Annotated in this window: 19 protein-coding genes; 5 read left to right on the forward strand and 14 right to left on the reverse strand. The window is 60.2% G+C overall.

Annotation, left to right across the window (positions count from 1 at the left end):
* Positions 1 to 67 precede the first annotated feature (67 nt).
* From BVK86_RS05115 to zwf, 3 genes are read right to left on the reverse strand one after another with little or no spacing between them, the layout of a single operon-like run.
* Complete coding sequence (locus BVK86_RS05115) at positions 68 to 733, reverse strand: bifunctional 4-hydroxy-2-oxoglutarate aldolase/2-dehydro-3-deoxy-phosphogluconate aldolase (protein WP_075945403.1); 666 nt, start codon at positions 731 to 733, stop codon at positions 68 to 70.
* Positions 734 to 750: 17 nt separating this feature from the next.
* Complete coding sequence (gene pgl, locus BVK86_RS05120) at positions 751 to 1,464, reverse strand: 6-phosphogluconolactonase (protein ID WP_075945404.1); 714 nt, start codon at positions 1,462 to 1,464, stop codon at positions 751 to 753.
* A complete protein-coding gene (gene zwf / locus BVK86_RS05125; protein ID WP_075945405.1) occupies positions 1,451 to 2,920 on the reverse strand; it encodes a glucose-6-phosphate dehydrogenase in 1,470 nt (489 codons plus the stop codon). Before zwf ends, pgl begins: the two co-directional genes overlap by 14 nt.
* A gap of 226 nt (positions 2,921 to 3,146) precedes the next feature.
* Between zwf and BVK86_RS05130 the strand changes: the two genes are divergently transcribed.
* Complete coding sequence (locus BVK86_RS05130) at positions 3,147 to 4,007, forward strand: MurR/RpiR family transcriptional regulator (protein WP_173668879.1); 861 nt, start codon at positions 3,147 to 3,149, stop codon at positions 4,005 to 4,007.
* A 126-nt stretch (positions 4,008 to 4,133) separates the two neighbouring features.
* Here BVK86_RS05130 and BVK86_RS05135 read toward each other — a convergent pair whose 3' ends face one another.
* The 11 genes from BVK86_RS05135 to edd form a co-directional block, all read right to left on the reverse strand.
* A complete protein-coding gene (locus BVK86_RS05135; protein WP_075945406.1) occupies positions 4,134 to 4,988 on the reverse strand; it encodes a D-hexose-6-phosphate mutarotase in 855 nt (284 codons plus the stop codon).
* Positions 4,989 to 5,160: 172 nt separating this feature from the next.
* Complete coding sequence (locus tag BVK86_RS05140) at positions 5,161 to 6,507, reverse strand: carbohydrate porin (RefSeq protein ID WP_075945407.1); 1,347 nt, start codon at positions 6,505 to 6,507, stop codon at positions 5,161 to 5,163.
* A gap of 196 nt (positions 6,508 to 6,703) precedes the next feature.
* The gene (locus BVK86_RS05145) at positions 6,704 to 7,864 is read right to left on the reverse strand and encodes an ABC transporter ATP-binding protein (RefSeq protein ID WP_075945408.1); all 1,161 of its coding nucleotides are present in this window, start codon (positions 7,862 to 7,864) and stop codon (positions 6,704 to 6,706) included.
* 2 nt (positions 7,865 to 7,866) lie between these two features.
* Positions 7,867 to 8,712: a carbohydrate ABC transporter permease gene (locus BVK86_RS05150; RefSeq protein ID WP_075945409.1), complete on the reverse strand. Its 846-nt coding sequence runs from the start codon at positions 8,710 to 8,712 to the stop codon at positions 7,867 to 7,869.
* The gene (locus BVK86_RS05155) at positions 8,705 to 9,613 is read right to left on the reverse strand and encodes a carbohydrate ABC transporter permease (protein ID WP_034149180.1); all 909 of its coding nucleotides are present in this window, start codon (positions 9,611 to 9,613) and stop codon (positions 8,705 to 8,707) included. Before BVK86_RS05155 ends, BVK86_RS05150 begins: the two co-directional genes overlap by 8 nt.
* A gap of 143 nt (positions 9,614 to 9,756) precedes the next feature.
* Entirely contained in the window at positions 9,757 to 11,058 is a 1,302-nt protein-coding gene (locus BVK86_RS05160) for an ABC transporter substrate-binding protein (RefSeq protein ID WP_075945410.1), read from the reverse strand.
* A gap of 118 nt (positions 11,059 to 11,176) precedes the next feature.
* Positions 11,177 to 12,436: a D-mannose isomerase gene (locus tag BVK86_RS05165; protein ID WP_075945411.1), complete on the reverse strand. Its 1,260-nt coding sequence runs from the start codon at positions 12,434 to 12,436 to the stop codon at positions 11,177 to 11,179.
* A gap of 168 nt (positions 12,437 to 12,604) precedes the next feature.
* Positions 12,605 to 14,032, reverse strand: coding sequence for an ATP-binding protein (locus BVK86_RS05170; RefSeq protein WP_408002945.1), 1,428 nt, complete (start codon positions 14,030 to 14,032; stop codon positions 12,605 to 12,607).
* 31 nt (positions 14,033 to 14,063) lie between these two features.
* Complete coding sequence (locus BVK86_RS05175) at positions 14,064 to 14,795, reverse strand: response regulator (protein ID WP_075945413.1); 732 nt, start codon at positions 14,793 to 14,795, stop codon at positions 14,064 to 14,066.
* A gap of 192 nt (positions 14,796 to 14,987) precedes the next feature.
* Positions 14,988 to 15,947: a glucokinase gene (locus tag BVK86_RS05180; RefSeq protein WP_075945414.1), complete on the reverse strand. Its 960-nt coding sequence runs from the start codon at positions 15,945 to 15,947 to the stop codon at positions 14,988 to 14,990.
* Positions 15,944 to 17,770, reverse strand: coding sequence for a phosphogluconate dehydratase (edd, locus tag BVK86_RS05185; RefSeq protein WP_075945415.1), 1,827 nt, complete (start codon positions 17,768 to 17,770; stop codon positions 15,944 to 15,946). The genes BVK86_RS05180 and edd overlap by 4 nt, the downstream gene beginning before the upstream one ends.
* 220 nt (positions 17,771 to 17,990) lie before the next feature.
* On the opposite strand from edd, the gene gap reads away from it, so the two are divergent.
* The 4 genes from gap (at position 17,991) to BVK86_RS05205 (ending at position 21,206) form a co-directional block, all read left to right on the forward strand.
* Positions 17,991 to 18,992, forward strand: coding sequence for a type I glyceraldehyde-3-phosphate dehydrogenase (gene gap, locus BVK86_RS05190; RefSeq protein WP_075945416.1), 1,002 nt, complete (start codon positions 17,991 to 17,993; stop codon positions 18,990 to 18,992).
* A gap of 85 nt (positions 18,993 to 19,077) precedes the next feature.
* Positions 19,078 to 19,542, forward strand: coding sequence for a methylglyoxal synthase (locus tag BVK86_RS05195; RefSeq protein ID WP_075945417.1), 465 nt, complete (start codon positions 19,078 to 19,080; stop codon positions 19,540 to 19,542).
* Between the two features lie 77 nt (positions 19,543 to 19,619).
* Complete coding sequence (locus tag BVK86_RS05200) at positions 19,620 to 20,138, forward strand: RNA polymerase sigma factor (RefSeq protein ID WP_075945418.1); 519 nt, start codon at positions 19,620 to 19,622, stop codon at positions 20,136 to 20,138.
* A 102-nt stretch (positions 20,139 to 20,240) separates the two neighbouring features.
* Positions 20,241 to 21,206, forward strand: coding sequence for a FecR family protein (locus BVK86_RS05205; protein ID WP_075945419.1), 966 nt, complete (start codon positions 20,241 to 20,243; stop codon positions 21,204 to 21,206).
* Positions 21,207 to 21,282 lie beyond the last annotated feature (76 nt).

Below are 21,282 nucleotides of genomic sequence, written 5' to 3' on the forward strand. Positions count from 1 at the left end.
AAAACGGTGCACCGACCAAGCGCACCGTAAAGCCGTAGAACACACAACGAAGTGTCGGGTGAAGCGATCAGTCCAGCAGCGCCAAGGCCTCGGCGGTGCATTCCTGAATGCGGGCCCAGTCGCCGTTCTTGATCCACTCCGGATCAAGCATCCAGCTACCGCCCACGCACATGACGTTCTTCAACGCCATGTAGCTCTTGATATTGGCCGGACCCACACCGCCAGTCGGGCAGAATTTCACTTCGCCGAATGGACCGCCCAGGGCCTTGATGGCCGCGACGCCGCCGCTGACTTCCGCCGGGAACAGCTTGAAGCGGCGATAGCCCAGACCATAGCCTTCCATGATGCCCGAGGCATTGCTGATGCCTGGCAACAGCGGAATCGGGCTGTCAACGCTGGCTTCCAGCAGGTCACGGGTGATGCCTGGCGTAACGATGAATTGCGAGCCCGCCGCTTCGGCCGCGGCCAGCATGTTGCGATCAAGCACGGTGCCGGCACCGGTCATCAGCTCCGGGCGCTGCTCGCGCAGGATCTGGATGGCCTTGAGGCCGAACTGCGAACGCAGGGTCACTTCCAGGGCGGTCAAGCCACCGGCCGCGAGGGCATCGGCCAGGGGTAGAACATCCTGTTCGCGAGCGATGGTGATCACCGGCAGGATCCGCGCCTTGGCGCAGAGGCTGTCGATCAGGGCAACTTTATCCGCCATGGAAACGGTCGGGGATGGGTTTTTCATAGCGGCTGTTCCTTGGCTCATGGGCACCAGTAAATCTCTAACGTGGGTTGCAGAAACGCGCGAATCGGCATTGCGGCGACGTCGTCACCGGCCAGTGCGGTACTCAGGGTGGTCAGCTTGGACTGACCGGAAATCGATAGAACCTTGTGTTTGGCCGAGGCCAGCAGCGCGCGGCTCATGGTCAGGCGCTGATGGGGCACGGTCGGCGCCAGCATTGGATAGCAGCGACGACGGCCGTCGGCCTGCAAGGCTTCAGCCAGATTGGGGCTGTTGGGAAACAGCGACGCGGTGTGACCGTCATCGCCCATGCCCAGCACCAACACGTCGATCACCGGCAACTCGGACAGCAAACGGTCGGCCTGCTCGGCTGCCTGTTCCAGGTTGGCACTGGCGCTGTACAGGCTCAGGAACTGAGCCTTGGCCGCCGGGCCTTGCAACAGATACTTTTTCAGCAGACCGGCATTGCTGTCGGCATGCTCAACCGGCACCCAGCGTTCGTCAGCCAGGCTGACGACCACATTCGACCAGTCCAGCGTCTGCTTGGCCAAATGCTGGAAAAACGCCACCGGGCTGCGGCCGCCGGACACCACCAGGGTCGCAGTGCCCTGGGCGTCGATCGCATCGCTCAATTGACTGGCCACGTTCAGTGCCAGGCCTTCGGCCAGCAGCGTCGGGCTCTTGAACTCATGGGCGCTGACGCCCTGAGGCAGTTTCAAATCAGATATCGCCATACCACGACCTCCCGTCCCGCGTGATCAGAGCAATGGAGCTCATTGGCCCCCAGGACCCGGCCGCGTACGGCTTGGGCGCATCACCGGATTTTTTCCACCCGGCGATCAACTGGTCACACCAATTCCACGCGGCTTCGATTTCATCTTTACGGACAAACAGGTTCTGATTGCCGCGCATGACTTCCAGCAACAACCGTTCGTAGGCATCGGGTATCCGTGCGCTGCTCCAGGTGTCGGAAAAATTCAGCTGCAACGGACCGCTGCGCAGCTGCATGCCCTTGTCCAGGCCTTGATCTTTGGTCATCACGCGCAAGGAAATGCCTTCGTCCGGTTGCAGGCGGATAATCAGCTTGTTACTGATTTGCAGGCGCTGCTCGGGAGCGAAGATGTAGTGCGACGGTTCCTTGAAGTGGATGACGATCTGCGACAGTTTTTGCGGCATGCGCTTGCCGGTACGCAGGTAGAAGGGCACGCCGGCCCAGCGCCAGTTGCGGATGTCGGCACGCAGGGCGACGAAGGTTTCGGTGTCGCTCTGGGTGTTGGAATTCGGTTCTTCGAGGTAGCCCGGCACCGCTTTGCCTTCGCTGTAGCCGGCGATGTATTGGCCCCGTACCACTTGAGTGGTCAGGCCTTCCGGGCTGATCGGCGCCAGTGCCTTGAGCACTTTGACTTTCTCGTCGCGGATGCTGTCGGCGGACAGGTCGGCCGGCGGGTCCATGGCGATCAGGCAAAGCAGTTGCAGCAGGTGATTCTGGATCATGTCCCGCAGCTGCCCGGCCTTGTCGAAGTAGCCCCAGCGGCCTTCGATCCCGACCTTCTCGGCCACGGTGATTTCCACGTGGGAAATGTAATTCTGGTTCCACTGGGTTTCGAACAGACTGTTGGCGAAACGCAGGGCGATCAGGTTCTGGACGGTTTCTTTGCCCAGGTAATGGTCGATACGGTAGGTGCGGTTTTCCGGGAAGAACTGCGCCACGGCATCGTTGACCTTGCGCGAGGATTCCAGGTCTGAACCGATGGGTTTTTCCAGCACCACACGGGTGTTTTCCGCCAGGCCGACCTTCGCCAGGTTTTCGCAGATCGCACCGTAAACGGCCGCCGGGGTAGCAAAATAGGCGATGACCCGCTGGGCAGTGCCCGCCACTTCGGCCAGGGCCACGTAGTCTTCGGATTTGAGGAAGTCGACGTGCAGGTAGCTCAGGCGTGCGAGAAAACGTTCGACTACGGCTTCGTTCAGTTCCTTGGCGCCCACGTAGCGGCGCAGCTCGGAGGCGATGAACGTCAGGTGCTCCTGCTCGCTGCCAGGCTCACGGGCCAGCGCGATGATCCGCGTCTCCTCGTGCAACAGGCCGGCGGCATCGAGTTGATAAAGGGCAGGAAACAGCTTGCGCAGGGCGAGATCGCCAAGAGCGCCGAACAAGGCAAAGGTGCACGGTTCAACCGTAATCGAGAGCATGATGTTTGTTCTTTTATCAAGTTAAGCTACAAATACCTTTTTTCAAGGCATCACTCAAGGGAAAATGTAGTAATAACCACAACATTTTCGCAAAATACAGATTCCGAGTGGTGGTCGGTCAGAGCCATCAGTAGGATAGGCCACCGTTACGGGCCGCACCAAAGGCCCTTTTTGCATTAGCCGCGCGCTGGTTGGCGCAGGTGTAAAGGAAACTCATATGGACCGCGTGCGAAATTTACTGGAACAGATCCAGAGTCGCCTTGAAGAGCTCAACAAGGCCGAACGCAAAGTCGCCGAAGTGATCCTGCTCAACCCGCAGCAGGCCACTCGCTTCAGCATCGCCGCCCTCGCCCAGGCCGCTTCAGTCAGTGAACCGACGGTCAACCGTTTCTGCCGTTCGTTCGGCGTCAGCGGCTATCCGGAACTCAAGCTTCAGTTGGCCCAGAGCCTGGCCAGTGGCGCGGCGTATGTCAGCCGCGCGGTCGAGGCGGATGACAATCCTGAGGCCTACACGAAAAAAATCTTCGGCAGCGCCATCGCGTCGCTGGACAGTGCCCTGCAGGCCCTCGATCCGAACCTGATCAGCCGCGCCGTCGACCTGTTGATCCAGGCTCGGCAGATCCACTTTTTCGGCCTAGGCGCCTCAGCCCCGGTGGCACTGGATGCGCAGCACAAATTCTTCCGTTTCAACCTCGCCGTAACCGCCCACGCCGACGTACTGATGCAGCGCATGATTGCCTCGGTGGCGCATACCGGCGAGTTGTTCGTGATCATTTCCTACACCGGCCGCACCCGCGAACTGGTGGAAGTGGCGCGCATTGCCCGGGAGAACGGCGCTTCAGTGCTCGGCCTGACCGCGGAAAACTCACCGCTGGCCAAGGCCAGTACCTTGAGCCTGAACATTCCCCTGCCGGAAGACACCGACATCTACATGCCGATGACATCGCGGATCATTCAACTGACCGTGCTCGACGTGCTTGCAACCGGCATGACCTTGCGTCGCGGGGTGGATTTCCAGCCGCACCTGCGCAAGATCAAAGAGAGTTTGAATGCCAGCCGGTATCCGGTGGGCGACGAATTCAACTGACCCAGACTCTGCATTGTCAGATCCGCCCCCTTCGCGAGCAGGCTCGCTCCCACAGTTGGAATGCTTTCCCCTGTGGGAGCGAGCCTGCTCGCGAAGAGGCCAGCCCTGAAACCACCCTATCCCGAGCTATACCTCCACCCGCGCCTGCAAACTCAAATGTGCCCGCTCCCCCGGTTTCAGGCACAGGCTGTCGGTGCCGCCGCTTGCTGCCTCTACGCATACGAATTCGGATATCTCGTTCCAGCTCACCCCCAGCAACGGCCGTGAGCCCGGATGCCAGACCACTGTGTCAGCCGTTTCGCCGGTATCGATGCACAGCGCCCGGTCCCAGGCGTGATCATTGAGCTGCAATTCACCGTCATGCTGAAACACCCGCTGGCAACCGCCGTCCACGCGCAACTCGCCTTCCTGCTGACAAATCTGGCGGTTCAACTGGTCGTAACCTTGCGCGCCTTCGAGCCCAGACAGCGCTACCTCGCCGACATCACCAATACGCCAGTAAGCGTGCAAAGCCTGACTCAACTGGCACGGCATGGCGTCCTGATGCTCGGTGCTCAGGCGCAATTCCATGCGTTCACCCAGGTGCGCATGCAGGTCGACCTGCCAGTCGCACAACTCAAGCTGCCAGTGCAAACGCACGCCATCATCGTCGCTGCCGCTGTCGATCAACTTCCAGTCGAGCAACCGCGCCCAACCATGGGACGGCCAGGCGTTTTCGCTCGGATGACGGCCATACCACGGCCAGCACACCGGCACTCCACCGCGAATTGCACCGACCTGCGGCCACTTCGCCGCACACCACAGCCAGGGCTTTTGCCCCTTGGGCTGGAAGTGCAGCAACTGCGCGCCCTGGCGACTGAACACCGCCTGGCACAGCGGATGATCAATCACCAGCACGTCGCGCTTCTGATAGCGCTCCCACGCGAACACCGGTCGCTCGCGCAAGGATTTGAAGAAGCGTTGTAGCGGATGCTCAAGCATGTGCCACGGTCCTGAAAATCATCGAGGTATTAAAACGCTTTAGCAGCGAACTCCTGTGGCGAGGGAGCTTACTCCCTCTCCACAAATACTCTTTGCTCCCTGCACAAAAAAAAGCGGACAGCCTTGGCTGTCCGCAAAATGCGCACATAGAGAGGAGCTTATCGCAGTCGCGTTAGAACACCGACTGAATTTTCAGACCGGCCACCAGCGCGTTGTCGACCTCATCCACGCCACCCGGGTGAGTGATGTACTGCAGGTTAGGACGCACGGTCAGCCAGTTGGTGACGTGGAAACCGTAGTTCAGCTCGTAGTTGTATTCGGTCTCACGCAGCGGCGAGAACAGCGGATCCTGATAATCCGAAACACCGTTCGCAGCGTTGGTCAGCTCGGCATTTTTCTTCACGTCGTCGTTGACGTGGATGCGGGCGAAACCGATACCGAGGTCATCTTTCGGACGGGCATCAAACGGACCTTTGTAGACAAACATCAGCGACTGGTAGTTGTCGACGACGTTGGTGTCCTTGTCGTGGAACGTTGCGTTGGCTGCAATGTTCAGACCGCGGGTAGCGTCACCGTTATGGCTGGTGAGTTGCTGTTGCGCCACGAACCAGTAGCCGTGCTTGCTGCTATGGCTGCGATAGGCATTGCCGCTGGTGGCCGCATCATCGCCGTTGTCATCTTCGCGCACGTCATCGGCGCTGGCCGTGCTTTTGTAGTAACCGACGCGGTATTCGCCCGGCAGGTTGCCCGGGTTAGGCAGCCAGACCAGTTCGACCGGCAGGACGGTGCCTTTTGTACCGCTGCCACTGAGTTTGAAGCCGTTGCCATGCTCCAGTTGCGACGGGTTCTGGTTGTACGCGCCGATCTGCGCATACCACTCAGGCGAGATGTTGTACTTCACACGGATCGCAGCCTGGCTGACTGGCCAGTTGTACCAGATGTTGGTCGCCCAGTTACCCACCTGGGAACCGCAGAACGCCAGGTTCTGGAATTCGCACGGGAAGGTGTTGAAATCTTCGCCTTCACCGAAGTAACCGGCCTTGACGTCGAGTTTGTTGTCGAGGAACTGATGCTTGATCCACAACTGGGTCAGGCGGACCATGTGGCCACGGCCATAGACCTCCTGCGAGGAACTCAGGGTGCCGGCACGCGGGTCGCCGACGCGGTCGTTGGAGATGTTTTCGCCGTTACGGTTGGTGAGCTGGATCTTGGCCTGGGTGTTATCCCAGCCGAACAGTTTCTCGAGGTCCAGCGCTGCGCCCAGGCCGAACTGATCACTGTAGCGCGCGGTCTTGTCATCGTTGAACCCGCCGTGGAGGTTGCCACCGACTTCACCGACATAGTCCATCTTGATGTCGATGCCTTGCTCGATCAGCTTGGTCCGCTCGCCACCCCAATCACCGGTCATCCATTCTGAATCGGCGCTAAACGCGTCAGCCGCGTGGACGCTACCGGCCAGGGTCATCGCTGCAATAGCTGACAACTGGCAGATAAGCTGAGCGCTGTTCTTCTTCTTCATCCCTACATCCTCGTTTTATTGTTATTAACTTTTCTTTTTCTAACGCGGTTACATCAGTTGTGACAGGCGACAGGCCGCCCATCACAGAGCCCCCCTGTGGGAGCGAGCCTGCTCGCGAAGGCGGCGTGTCATTCAACGCAAATGTCGACTGATAGGCCGCTTTCGCGAGCAGGCTCGCTCCCTCAGTTGCTGATCTCTATCTGCCCTTGAATTGGGCTACGTTGGCGCTATGTGTCTCGGTTTTTAGTTGACCAGCCACCCCCAGACGCTCACCGGTCTTGGCATCGAACAGCAGCACTTTCGCCGGATCGAATTGCAGGGTCAGGGTCTCGCCCACGGCCGGTGCGACGTCGGGTGCCAGTCGGCAGCAGACCTTGGTGTCGTTGAGAGTGACGAAGACCAGGGTGTCGGGACCCGTCGGCTCAGTGACCTGGACTTCAGCGCGAATGGTCGGCAAACCATTGGGTTCACCGCTGGCCAGCACGATCTGCTCCGGGCGCATCCCGAGAATCACTTCGCGGTCTTCAAGACCGGCGTCCTGCATGCCCAGCGGCAATTCGCAACGCGCCTGGCCACTGTCGAGCAGCGCCAGCAGACGACCGTCCTTGCGCTGCAAACGCAACGGAATGAAGTTCATCGGCGGCGAACCGATGAAGCTCGCCACGAACAGGTTGGCCGGATTGTTGTAGATGTCTTTTGGCGTGCCGAACTGCTGGATGATCCCATCCTTCATCACCGCCACTTTGTCGCCCAGGGTCATCGCTTCGATCTGGTCGTGGGTCACGTAGACCGTGGTGGTTTTCAGGCGCTGGTGCATCAGTTTCATTTCGGTGCGCATCTCGACCCGCAGCTTGGCGTCGAGGTTGGACAGTGGTTCGTCGAACAGATAAATCTTCGGTCGACGCGCCAGGGCACGGCCCATCGCCACACGCTGTTGCTGACCACCGGAAAGCTGCCCGGGCTTGCGATTGAGCAGGTGTTCGATCTGCAGCAACTTGGCCACGCGAGTGACTTCCTCATCGATCGCCGACTGATTCATCTTGCGGATCTTCAGGCCGAACTCGATGTTCTCGCGCACGCTCATGGTCGGGTAAAGCGCGTAGGACTGGAACACCATGGCGATGTCGCGATCCTTGGGGCTCATGCCGCTGACGTCCTGGTCGCCGATCATGATCGCGCCGCCGGTGATGGTCTCGAGACCGGCGATGCAGTTCATCAGGGTCGACTTGCCGCAGCCCGACGGACCGACAAGGATCAGGAACTCACCATCCTTGATCGACAGTTCGATGTTCTTCAGGGTGTCCGGCAGGCCGGCGCCATAGGTCTTGTTTACATTGCGAAGTTCGAGCGTAGCCATGATTACCCCTTGACTGCGCCGGCCGTCAGCCCGCGCACGAAATACTTGCCTGCGACCACATAGACCAGCAGGGTCGGCAGCCCGGCGATCATCGCCGCTGCCATATCAACGTTGTATTCCTTGGCCCCGGTACTGGTGTTGACCAAGTTGTTCAGCGCCACCGTGATCGGTTGCGAATCACCGCTGGAGAACACCACCCCGAACAGGAAGTCGTTCCAGATCTGAGTGAACTGCCAGATCAGGCAGACCATGATGATCGGCGTCGACATCGGCAGGATGATCCGGCGGAAGATGGTGAAGAACCCCGCACCGTCGAGGCGCGCCGCTTTCACCAGCGCATCGGGAATGCTGATGTAGTAGTTACGGAAGAACAGCGTGGTGAACGCCAGGCCGTAGACCACGTGCACGAACACCAGGCCGGTGGTGGTGCTCGCCAGGCCCATCTTGCCGAGGGTGAACGAAGCCGGCAGCAGCACGGTCTGGAAAGGCAGGAAGCAGCCGAACAGCAGCAGGCCGAAGAACAGCTGCGAACCACGGAACCGCCACATCGACAACACGTAGCCGTTCAAGGCCCCGATGGCCGTGGAGATCAACACCGCCGGAACGGTGATCTTGATCGAGTTCCAGAAGTAACCATCAACCGTGGCCCAGGCTTTGACCCAGCCGATGCCGCTGACCACGGTCGGCCAACTCAGCAGGTTGCCGGTGCTGATGTCTTCCGGGGTCTTGAAGCTGGTCAACAGCATCACCACCAGCGGAATCAGGTAAAGCAGTACGGCGAGGAGCAGCACCGCGTAGATCGCGATACGGCTCAGGCTGATCGCAGGTTTGGCAGCGAGACTAGTCATGACGCTTGGTCCTCAGCTCGGAGTACAGGTAAGGCACGATGATTGCGAGAATCGCACCGAGCATCAGAATCGCACTGGCCGAGCCCATGCCCATCTGGCCGCGACTGAAGGTGAAGGAATACATGAACATCGCTGGCAGGTCCGAGGAGTAACCCGGGCCACCGGCGGTCATCGCCGCCACCAGGTCGAAGCTCTTGATCGCGATGTGCGCCAGAATCATCACCGCACTGAAGAACACCGGACGCAGGCTTGGCAGCACCACTTTCCAGTAGATGCGCGGCATGCTCGCGCCATCGATCTGTGCGGCACGGATGATCGATTGATCAACGCCGCGCAGGCCGGCGAGGAACATCGCCATGATGAAGCCCGAGGCTTGCCAGACGGCAGCGATGACCAGGCAGTAGACCACGCGATCAGGGTCGATCAGCCAGTCCAGGCGGAAGCCTTCCCAGCCCCAGTCACGCAACAATTTGTCGAGGCCCATGCCCGGGTTGAGCAGCCATTTCCATGCGGTACCGGTCACGATCATCGAGAGCGCCATCGGGTACAGGTAAATGGTGCGGATGAAGCCTTCGCGACGGATGCGCTGGTCGAGAAACACCGCCAACAGCACACCAATCACCAGGGTGATGCCGATGAACATGCCGCCGAACAGCGCCAGGTTCTTGCTCGCCACCCACCAGCGGTCGTTGTCGAACAGCCGTGCGTATTGCGCCAGGCCTGCCCACTTGTAGTTCGGCAGGAAGGTCGAAGTGGTGAACGACAGAACGAACGTCCACAGGATGTAACCGTAGAAGCCCACCAGAACGATGAACATGCTCGGCGCCAGCACCAGTTTTGGGAGCCAGCGCTGCAATGCATCGAACGGCGAGGCCTTGCTGAACACAGCAACAGAACTCATGGGGAAATCCAGAATAAGATGACTAACTCTTCCCTTGTGGGAGCGAGCCTGCTCGCGAAAGCGCTGTGTCAGTCGACGGATGTAGCAACTGAAACGACGCTATCTCGAGCAGGCTCGCTCCCCAGGGTCGAACCTGCTTTCGATTACTTGGCCGACTGAACCGCCGCGCCCAGTTTCTTGGCCGCATCGGCCGGGTCGGCTTTCGGGTCGTTGATGTAGTTGGTCACGACGTCGAAGAACGCACCCTGTACCGCCAGCGTGGTCGCCATGTTGTGCGCCATGCTCGGTTGCAGGCCACCGGACTTGGCGTCAGCCAGGAAGTCCTTGGCGGCGGTTTGGGCGCACGAGTCGAAGCCGAGCTTCTCCATGTCGTTCAACATGTCGTTGCGTACCGGGATCGAGCCCTTGTTGATGCTGAAGACTTTCTGGAAGTTCTCACCCAACACGACTTTGGCGATGTCCTGCTGACCGGCAGCGGTGCCTTTGTCTTTCTGCTTGAACACCGCCAGGGAGTCGATGTTGTAGGTGAACGCCTTGTCGGTACCCGGGAACGCTACGCACTCGTAGTCCTTGCCGGCGACTTTCTTGGCGGCGGTCCATTCGGACTTGGCCCAGTCACCCATAATCTGCATGCCGGCCTTGCCGTTGATGACCTTGGCCGCTTCCAGGTTCCAGTCCTGGCCTTTGCCGTCGGCGTCCATGTAGGTCGCGACTTTCTTCAGTTCGGTCAGCGCCTTGACCATTTCCGGACCGGTCAGCGCTTTGTTGTCCAGGTCGACCAGGGCTTTCTTGTAGCCATCGACACCCATGACCGACAGCACGACGGCTTCGAACACGGTGCTGTCCTGCCAAGGCTGGCCGCCGTGGGCGAGCGCAATGAAACCGGCAGCCTTGAGCTTGTCGCCCGCGGCGTAGAATTCTTCGAGGGTGGTCGGGTTCTTGGTGATACCGGCTTTCTTGAAGACTTCCGGGTTGATCCACAGCCAGTTCACACGGTGAATGTTCACCGGCACGGCCACGTAATCACCTTCATACTTCACGGTATCGGAGACTTTCTTGTCGAGCAGGCTGTCCCACTTTTCTTCTTTGGCAACGTCCTTGAGGACGTCGGTATCGAGCAGACCGGTCGACGCCCATTCCTGGATGTCCGGGCCCTTGATCTGCGCAACGCCTGGCGGGTTACCCGCTACGGCACGGCTTTTCAGCACGGTCATGGCCGTCGCACCGCCACCGCCAGCCACGGCGCCGTCTTTCCAGGTGAAACCGTCTTTTTCGACTTGGGCCTTGAGCACATCAACGGCCGCCTTTTCACCACCGGACGTCCACCAGTGCACGACTTCCACCGAACCTTTGGAATCGGCAGCGGAAACACTGAGAGGCAGAATAGCGAGCGGGAACAGGGAGGCGACAGAAATGACAGTAGCGAGGCGAGAAATCGCATTCATCTGAGATGTACCTTTCTTGTTGTTATGCATGCAAGTCTGGTGCTTGCGCTGCATAGGAGTTTAAACAGGGGAGGTCCCTTCGCAGGTAACGAAGGGACGCGTGAATGTCACCACATGGTTACACAGGAACGGCCCGTGACGATTGCGCCAGAGCCGTTGCCATACTCGGCGACAAGGGTAGGCGAGGGATCAGTACGGCTTGCCAGGCGTGATAAAGGTCCGGTTTGCCGGCCCAGATATCGGCGCTTGGGCGGTTCAGCGGATCGAGTTCGTGGTGCCAGCTGCCGCCTTCACGGTCGATGAAATGAATGTCACAGAATTCCCAGAACAGTCGGTACCAACGTTCGAATTGCTCATCACCGGTACGCTGCAGCAGCGCACTGGCGGCGGCACTGGCTTCGCAATGCGTCCAGTGCAAGCGATGGCGGACCACGGCTTTGTTGTCCCAGTCGAGGGTGTAGACAATGCCCGGCGCGCCGTCGACGTCCCAGCCGTGGAGGCAGTTTTGTTCGAAGAGTTTTTGCGCGTCGGTGGCCAGCCATCCGGGTGTCAACATGCCCGCCTGCACCCGCGCCGCTTCCAGGTGCAGCAGTAACCGCGCCCATTCAAAACCATGGCCCGGCGTGGTGCCGTAGGGGCGGAAACCGTCAGCCGGGTTGTCGTGGTTGTATTCGCGCAGCGGCTGCCAGTCGCGGTCGAAATGTTCGATCACCAAGTAGTCGTTGGCGGCGGCGTGGCCGTGGATCACGCGCTCGACGATGCGCTGTGCACGGCTCAGCCAACGGTTGTCGTCGGTGACATCGGCCAGGGCGAGGAAGGCTTCGGTGGCGTGCATGTTGCTGTTGGCGCCGCGATAGGCCTCCTCTTCACTCCAGTCGCGATTGAAGGATTCGCGCATGGCGCCCTCCCCCTCGCTCCAGAAGTAGGTGTCGATAATGTCGATGGCATCATCGAGCAAGGCTTGCGCGCCGGGCCGTTGCGCAACCACGGCGGAACTGGCGGCCAGCGCGACGAAGGCATGCAGGTAGGCGTTCTTGCCGGTGTTGCCGTCGCGGTGATCAGCCACCGCAAACCAGCCACCGTGCACGGCATCACGCAGCGGCCCGCGCAGGGCCTGGACGCCATGATCGACCCATTCGGCAAAACCCGGCAGGCCTTGAATGTGGGCCATGGCGAAGCTATGGGTCATGCGCGCGGTGTTCATGGTTTCGGCCTGTGCGTCGGCCGGCAGATGACCGCGCTCGTCGAGATTGCCAAAGCCTTCAGGCAGCTTCGAAGCCTTGGCAAACGCCAGCAGGCGCAGGCCTTCGGCACTAAGCCATTGCTGGTGAGCAGGTGCATTCAGCCAACTGCTGAAGGCAGGTTGGAAGGTGTGCATGGGCGACCTTTTTTGTTGTTATGACTGAGGGGCAGCATAAACAACGCAAGGTCCGGGGCTTGTAACGAACGGGGCGAGTTATGTCACCAGGTTGTGACATTCACGCAGGTATTGCGACATGTGATCACCTGTGGCGAGGGAGCAAGCTACCTCGCCACAGGGTCAGCATCAATCAAGCGATCGCGGCAACTGCAAAGTCACCCGCAAACCGCCTTCACGCAAATTCTGCAGGCTGACTTCGCCGCCATGACTATGAGCAATGTTTCGGGCGATCCCCAGCCCCAACCCATAACCCTGCTGTTGCCCGGCCAAACGGAAGTGCGGCTCGAACACCTGCTCCAGCCGCTGCTCCGGAACGCCGGGCCCTTCATCGTCAACGTGCAGCACGAATGCGCTGTCGTCATCGTCGATGTACAGGTGCGCGTTCTGCCCGTACTTGAGGGCGTTGTCGATCAGGTTACCGATGCACCGCTTGAGCGCCAACGGTTTGCCGGGGTACGCCGCCAACGCCCGTCCCTGCTGGGTCACGCGACCATTGCCGTTCGGCGCCAGGTAAGGTTCCACCAGGCAATCGAGCACGTGATTGAGGTCCACCGGTTCGATGTTCTCGTGGATGTCGGTGTCCTTCACGCATTGCAGCGCGCCTTTGACCAGCAACTCCAGCTCATCCAGATCGCGGCCGAACTTGGCTTGCAGGGTTTCGTCCTCGAGCAGTTCGACCCGCAGGCGCAAGCGCGTGATCGGTGTGCGCAGGTCGTGGGAAATCGCGCTGAACAACTGGCTGCGCTCGGTCAGGTAACGGCTGATGCGCTCGCGCATGGTGTTGAAGGCGCGCCCCACCTCGACCACTTCACTGCCACCGCCCTCGGCCACCGGTTCGACGTCGGCCCCCAGCGACAGATCCCGCGCCGCCCGCGCCAGACGCTTGAGTGGGCGGCTCTGCCAATGCACCAGCAAGCCGATGAACAACAGCAGGAAACCGCTGGTGAGGACGATGAACCACACCTGCTGCGATGGCAGGCCTTGCTCTTCAAGACTGGTGTAGGGCTCGGGCAACAGCGAGGCAATGTACAGCCATTCGCCCGGCGCCATCTGGATCTGTGTCACCAACACCGGCGGATTCACCGGCTCCAGGGTCAGCGCGTAATGCGCCCAGGAGCGTGGCAGCTCATCGAGTTTCAAGCCGGCATTGAAAATCCGCAGGTCTTCGGGGCTGACAAAAGACACCGAAATATCGGTGTCGTGGCCCAATGACTGACGCAACACTTCGTCCACCGCTTTCATCACTGCCGCTTTGCGCGGGGTGACCGGCAGCACTTCCATGCCAAGGGGTTTGTCGTTGAGCGTGACCACGAACCGTGTCCCGCCCATGCTGCGCAGTTGATCGAGCACCAACGGTCGATAGGCCACCGGCAATGAGCGGAAATAACTGACGCTGGCGGTCATCGAATGGGCGAGGCTGCGGGCACTGGTGACCAGACCTTCAAGCTGGGTGGCACGCAGTTGCGAGACCCAGATCACGCTCGACAATGTCTGGGCGAACAACACCGCCAGCAGCGTCAGCAGCAACATGCGCCCCAGCAACGAACGTGGCACCGGCAGGCGCTCTGTGAGCCTGCGCAGGCACTCAGTGACCATTGCTGGCAATCACATTGGCTGCCAGTTGATAGCCGCTGCCGCGCACGGTACGGATCAGCCGCGGCGGTTTTTCCGTGTCGCGCAGGCGCTGGCGCAATCGGCTCACCGCCATGTCGACAATGCGATCGAGCGGCATCAGTTCACGACCACGGGTGGCGTTGCCGATGGTGTCGCGGTCGAGGATTTCCTGCGGATGATCGAGGAACAGTTTCAGCAGGGCGAAATCGGCGCCGGACAGAATCACCTCTTCGCCGTCGATGTGAAACAACCGGTGGCTGACCATGTCCAGCCGCCAGTCATCGAAGGCCAGCACTTCACCACCGGAACGCTCCTGAGCGAATTGTGCCCGGCGCAGCAACGCCTTGATGCGTGCCTGCAATTCACGGGGGCTGAAAGGCTTGCCGAGGTAGTCGTCCGCGCCCAGTTCCAGGCCGATGACCCTGTCGGCCTCGTCGGAGCTGGCGGTGAGCATAATGATCGGCACCTGAGCCCGGCGCGGGTGCTGTCGTATCCAGCGACACAAACTGAAACCGTCTTCGTCCGGCAGCATCACATCAAGGATCACCAGATCACTTGGCTCGTCGTTCAAAGCCTGGCGAAAACCGGCGCCGTCGGGCGTGGTACGCACCTGAAACCCGGCGCGGGTCAGGTAGGCGTCCAGCAACTCGCGTATCTCTTGATCGTCATCGACCAACAAAATCGACTTGTTGACTGAGCTCACGGGGCGGCGTCCTTATTGTTTGAATTGGGCGGATTATGCCTTAAGCACCGAATCTACAAACACCACATATACAACTGTGGAAAAACCACTGTGGGAGCGAGCCTGCTCGCGAAAGCGGTTTTACACTCAACACATTCGTTGACTGACACACCACATTCGCGAGCAGGCTCGCTCCCACATTTTGGCTGCATTTCAAGCTGGAATGGATTGATCCAGCGCTACTCCCGCCCCGACAAGGCCCGAATACGGCGCCGTCACCAGCCACACCGGAATCCCCTTGAAGTAATCGCTCATGCACCCCTTGTCGGCGAAGCACCTTGCGAAACCGCTTTGGAGGAAGAAATCGGCAAAGCGTGGAATGACCCCGCCTACGATATACACGCCACCGCGCCCACCCGTGGTCAGCACGTTGTTGCCCGCCACGCGGCCGAGCCAGCAACTGAACTGCTCTAGCACTTCCAGGGCAATCGGGTCGCCCGCCAGCCCGGCAGCGGTGATCGCTTCCGGTGTCTCAAGCACGGGTTCATGCCCATCCACCGCACAGATCGCCCGGTAAACCCGAGGCAAGCCGCCACCGCTCAGCGCCGTTTCAGCGCTGACATGGCCGATCTCATTGAAGATGTGTTGCCACAATTGAGTTTCGCGCGGACTGCTCAGCGGCAAGTCGACGTGCCCGCCCTCCCCTGGCAACGCGGCAAACCGGCCTTCGCCCAGATCAAGCAGCGTACCGACGCCCAACCCCGTGCCTGGACCGATTACCACCGCCGGGCGCAATGGCTCCGGGGTGCCTTCGCACACCACGCGGAATTCGCCGGGTTGCAAACGGGTCATGCCCAACGCCATGGCCGAGAAATCGTTGACCAGTAACAGCCGATCCACCTGCAAGGTCTGGCAGAAACCCTTGCGGCTGAGGCGCCAGTGATTGTTGGTGAACTTGAATTCGTCGCCGCTCACCGGGCCGGCCACCGACAGGCATACCGAACCGATCGCCCCCGGCGCCAGACCGAGCCCGCTCAGATAGAGACTGATCGCCTCTTCCGGGCTGGCATGGTCGGCCGTCGCCAGCACCTGGACCGATTCCAGCTGCTGGTTTTTCCACAACGCAAACCGTGCGTTGGTCCCACCGATATCACCGACCAAAGCCAGTTTCAATTAAGCGTCTCCAGGGCAGAAGTAAAGGCGCTGGCGCCCTGCTCTGCGGAGCTGAAGGCCATGCGCATGAAACCAAACAGTTCGCGACCGGTGCCGATGTTGTTGCCCAACAGGCCTTTGGCCGGCTCACGCGCTGCGAATTCTTCGGCATCCACCTTAAGCTCCAGGGTGCCTTTGACGCCATCGACGCGGATGATATCGCCCTCTTGCACCCGCGCCAAAGCGCCACCGACATAAGCTTCGGGGCTGACGTGAATGGCCGCCGGGATTTTCCCCGAGGCGCCGGACATGCGCCCGTCCGTCACCAGTGCGACTTTGAAGCCACGATCCTGCAGTACACCGAGGAACGGCGTCATCTTGTGCAGTTCCGGCATGCCATTGGAGCGCGGGCCCTGGAAGCGCATCACCGCCACAAAATCTTTCTCCAGCAAACCGGCCTTGAACGCATCGGCCAGGTCTTGCTGATCCTGGAACACCATGGCCGGCGCTTCAACGATCTGGTTTTCCAGAGCCACAGCGGAAACCTTCATCACGCCGCGACCGAGGTTGCCTTCCATCACCCGCAAGCCGCCCTCCGGCGAGAACGCACGAGAGACCGGACGCAAGATGCTTTCGTCGAGGCTTTCGGTCACGCCTTCACGCCACACCAGTTCGCCGTTATCGAGGAACGGCTCCATGGTGTAGCGGCTCAGGCCATGGCCCAGCACGGTGTTGACGTTTTCGTGGAGCAGCCCGGCGTCCAGCAGTTCGCGGATCAGAAATGACATGCCACCCGCCGCCTGGAAGTGGTTGATGTCGGCTTTGCCGTTCGGGTAGACGTGGCTCAGTGTCGGCACGACTTCAGAGAGATCGGCCATGTCTTGCCAGGTCAGTTGAATGCCCGCCGCCATGGCGATAGCCGGCATGTGCAGGGTGTGGTTGGTCGAGCCGCCGGTGGCATGCAGCGCCACGATGGAGTTGACCAGCGAGCGCTCGTCGACGATTTCGCCGATCGGCAGGTAGTCGCCATTCTGTTTGGTAATACGCGTCACCTGATGCGCCGCTTCGCGGGTCAGGGCGTCACGCAACGGGGTGTTCGGATTGACGAAGGAAGCGCCTGGCAAATGCAGGCCCATGACTTCCATCAGCAACTGGTTGGTGTTGGCGGTGCCGTAGAAGGTGCAGGTGCCAGGGCTGTGGTAGGAGTTCATTTCCGACTCCAGCAGCTCTTCGCGGCTGGCCTTGCCTTCGGCGTAACGCTGGCGCACGTCGGCTTTCTGCTTGTTGGAAATGCCCGAGACCATCGGTCCACCCGGCACGAAAATCATCGGCAGATGACCGAAACGCAACGCGCCCATCATCAGGCCCGGGACGATCTTGTCGCAGATGCCGAGCATCAGCGCGCCGTCGAACATGTTGTGGGATAACGCCACCGCCGTGGACAAAGCGATCACTTCACGGCTCGGCAGGCTCAGTTCCATGCCCGGCTCGCCCTGGGTCACGCCATCGCACATGGCCGGCGTGCCGCCGGCGAACTGGCCGACGGAGCCGATCTCGCGCAGGGCTTTTTTGATCAGTTCAGGGAAGACTTCGTACGGCTGGTGTGCCGAGAGCATGTCGTTATATGACGAAACAATTGCGATGTTTGCGGAGTTCATCATCCGCAGGCTGTGCTTGTCGTCGCTGCCGCAACCCGCCACGCCGTGGGCGAAGTTGGCGCATTGCAGCTTGCCGCGCATCGGACCGTCGCTGGCCGCACCGCGAATCAGTGCAAGGTAAGCCTCACGCGTGGCGCGGCTGCGGGCGATAAGCCGTTCGGTGACCTCAAGGACGCGGGGATGCATGTGTAGAACTCCAGGCTAACGGATGTGGCGACCTGATTGTCTATGCTGATCAAAGGCCGGTGTCGATGGGATGACAGACGGCTTTCTTGATCGGTTGGACCAGTTGATTCAGGTCACTCGTTGTAGATTGAATAAAATATTGCCATCAAAAAGGCTTGTTTTCTATTTTTTTGCGAATAATCTTGTAATTCCAACAACAAAACGACGGTAGCGCTGATAAATGACTCTTCGAATCGCAATCAATGGTTTTGGCCGAATCGGCCGTAACGTCCTGCGCGCACTCTATACCCAGGGCTACCGTCAGGATCTGCAGATCGTCGCCATCAACGATCTGGGAGACAGCGCAATCAACGCGCACCTGCTCAAGTACGACACCGTTCATGGCACGTTCGACGCCGATGTCCAGCACGATCAGGAAAGCCTGACCGTCAATGGTGACCGCATTGCTGTCAGTGCGATTCGCAACCCGGCCGATCTGCCATGGGCCGCGGAAAAGATTGATGTGGTATTCGAATGCACCGGCCTGTTCACCGACCGTGCCAAAGCTGCCGCGCATATTACGGCCGGCGCACGCAAAGTGATCATCTCGGCCCCGGCCAAAGGTGCCGACGCGACGGTGGTGTATGGCGTAAACCACGACATTCTGCGCCAGTCGCACCAGATTATTTCCAACGCATCGTGCACCACCAACTGCCTGGCCCCGGTGGCCCAGGTGCTGCACCGCGAGCTGGGCATCGAAAGCGGTTTGATGACCACCATTCACGCCTACACCAATGACCAGAACCTGACCGACGTTTACCACACCGACCCGTACCGCGCCCGTTCGGCGACCCAGAACATGATCCCGAGCAAGACCGGCGCCGCTGAAGCGGTAGGCCTGGTGTTGCCGGAACTGGCCGGCAAGCTCACTGGCATGGCGGTGCGCGTTCCGGTGATCAATGTGTCGCTGGTGGACCTGACCGTGCAGCTCAAGCGTGAAGCATCGGCCGATGAAGTCAACGCGCTCCTGAAACAAGCCAGCCAGCATTCGAAAATTCTCGGTTACAACACCCTGCCGCTGGTCTCCAGCGACTTCAACCACAATCCGCTGTCGTCGATCTTCGACGCCAACCACACCAAGTCCAGCGGCAAGCTGCTCAAGGTACTGGCCTGGTACGACAATGAATGGGGCTTCTCCAACCGCATGCTCGATAACTGCCTGGCACTGTGCAACGCTGAATAATTCTGTGTCTGCACAATCGCTATCGCCGGCAAGCCGGCGATAGCGTCCTCAGCAGCACCCGCGCCAATCGCCTGTGGAACACCCCATGATCGGTATCAGCTTTACGCAAAAAAACCTGTCGGCGCGCAAGCGTATCGCCCTGGTTGCCCACGACCATTGCAAAGTGTTTTTGCTCGATTGGGCTGCACGACACAAAGACACACTGGCACAACACAACCTGGTCGCCACTGGCACCACAGGGTTGTTATTGCAACAACGCCTCGACCTGCCGGTGGAAAGCATGATCAGCGGCCCGTTGGGCGGTGACCAGCAGCTCGGCGCGCAGATTGCCGAACAACGGGTCGACATGCTGGTGTTCTTCTGGGACCCGTTCGAACCGCAGCCACATGACCCGGACATCAAGGCGCTGTTGCGAGTCGCAGCGGTATGGAACATCCCGGTGGCGTGCAATGAATGCAGCGCCGATTACCTGCTCAGCAGCCCGATGATGGAGCAGGCACACGCGCACCGTATTCCCGATTACGCGACCTACTTGCAGGGCCGCGCATAACCCCTCACAAATCAGTACTTGACCACGCGAGTGGATGATAAGCATTATCATTTGCTCAAAATGGATCAGGGCCTCCCGTGAGTCAATCGCGCTTCAACGACGTCTTCATCACCCAGCGGGTCTCCCTGCTGCGCACGCTGGAGCGGATGGTCAACAATCACAGCACCGCCGAAGATCTCTTGCAGGAGACCTACTTGCGAGTCACGCGCGCGCTCAGTGAACGGGCCATCGATCACCTTGAACCCTTTGTCTTCCAGACCGCCCGCAACCTGGCGCTGGACCATCTGCGTGCGCGACGCATCCATTCGCGGACCATGGTCGAGGACGTGCCGGTGGACGAGGTGCAAAGCGTTGCCGCACCCGCCAGCAGCGCCGAAGACGCCGCCCATGCCGAACAATTGCTCGAGCGTCTGAACGTGCGCCTCAGTCAACTCAGCCCCCGCCAGCAACAGATTTTCATCCTCAGCCGCCTGCACGGTCACAGCTACCTTGAGATCGCCGAAAAACTCGGCGTTTCGCTGAGCACGGTGCAAAAGGAGCTGAAACTGATCATGGCGATCTGTATCGGCGTTGCCGAGCGGTCAAACGGCCGCTGAGTCGGCCGCGGCTCGACGGTGTTGCTCATCAAGGCTACCCTTGCCGCTCTTTTTAGCTTCACTAAAAAAACAGCTGTGCGTAGACACTGCCGAGGAAACACCGTGACGGACACCCACCGCTCCCCTTCGCCCTCACCGGCGCAGGCTGCTGCAGACGCGATGGACCAGGCCCTGGACTGGCTGATCGTGCTGGACAGCCCGAGCGAAGAACAAACGCGCCAGTTCCACGCATGGCTCGCGGCGGACCCGGCGCACGCCGATGCATTCGCCAAGGCCCAGGCGATCTGGAACGGCCCGCAAGTCACGCAATGCGCGCAAAGCCTGGCCGCACGCCCGGCCAAAGTCACCGTACTGTCACGCCTGCGCCCGCACTGGAAACCGTTGGCCACCGCCGCCGTGCTGATCCTCGGCCTGTTCAGCTTCAGCAATCTACCCATGCGCCTGCAAGCCGACCACCTGACCGTGGTGGGCGAACGCCAGCGCCTGCTACTGGAGGACGGCTCGAAAGTCCTGCTCAACACCAATTCGGCTTTTTCCAGCACCATCAACGACCAGCAACGCGAAGCTCGTCTGTATCAAGGCGAGGCGTTTTTCGAGGTGCAGCCCCATCGTGGTCAGCCGCTGGAAATCAACGCGGGACTGGTCACCGCCAGCGTTCGCGATACGGCATTTGCCGTGCGTTACCTTGATGGCGTGACGCAGGTTCGCGTGCAGCGCGGCGATGTCGACCTGCGCGCCACCCGTGACGACGCACGGGTCCGCCTGACCGCCGGGGAAAGTATCCGTATCGGCCCCAACGGCTTCGACCGTCCGGCCAAACTGGATGCCGCCACCGACCTGGCCTGGGTCCAGGGTCGCCTGGTGTTTGAAAACTGCCCGCTGAGCCAGGTGCTCGCGGAGCTGGGTCGTTACTATCCGGGCTGGATCATCAATAACAACGAACAGTTGGCCGATGTTGCCGTGACCGGCAATTACCGGCTCGATCAGCCGCTGGACGTGGTTCGCTCGCTGGCTCATATCACGTCCGCACGGGTGAAGGAATTCCCGGCGTTGGTGATCTTGAACTGAATGAGAATTATTTTTACTCGATAACCGTTCCCCGTTCGTCTCGTTATAGCCAATGCAATTGATTCGCATCTAAACC

It is taken from the genome of Pseudomonas reinekei, from assembly GCF_001945365.1.
GTDB lineage: Bacteria > Pseudomonadota > Gammaproteobacteria > Pseudomonadales > Pseudomonadaceae > Aquipseudomonas > Aquipseudomonas reinekei.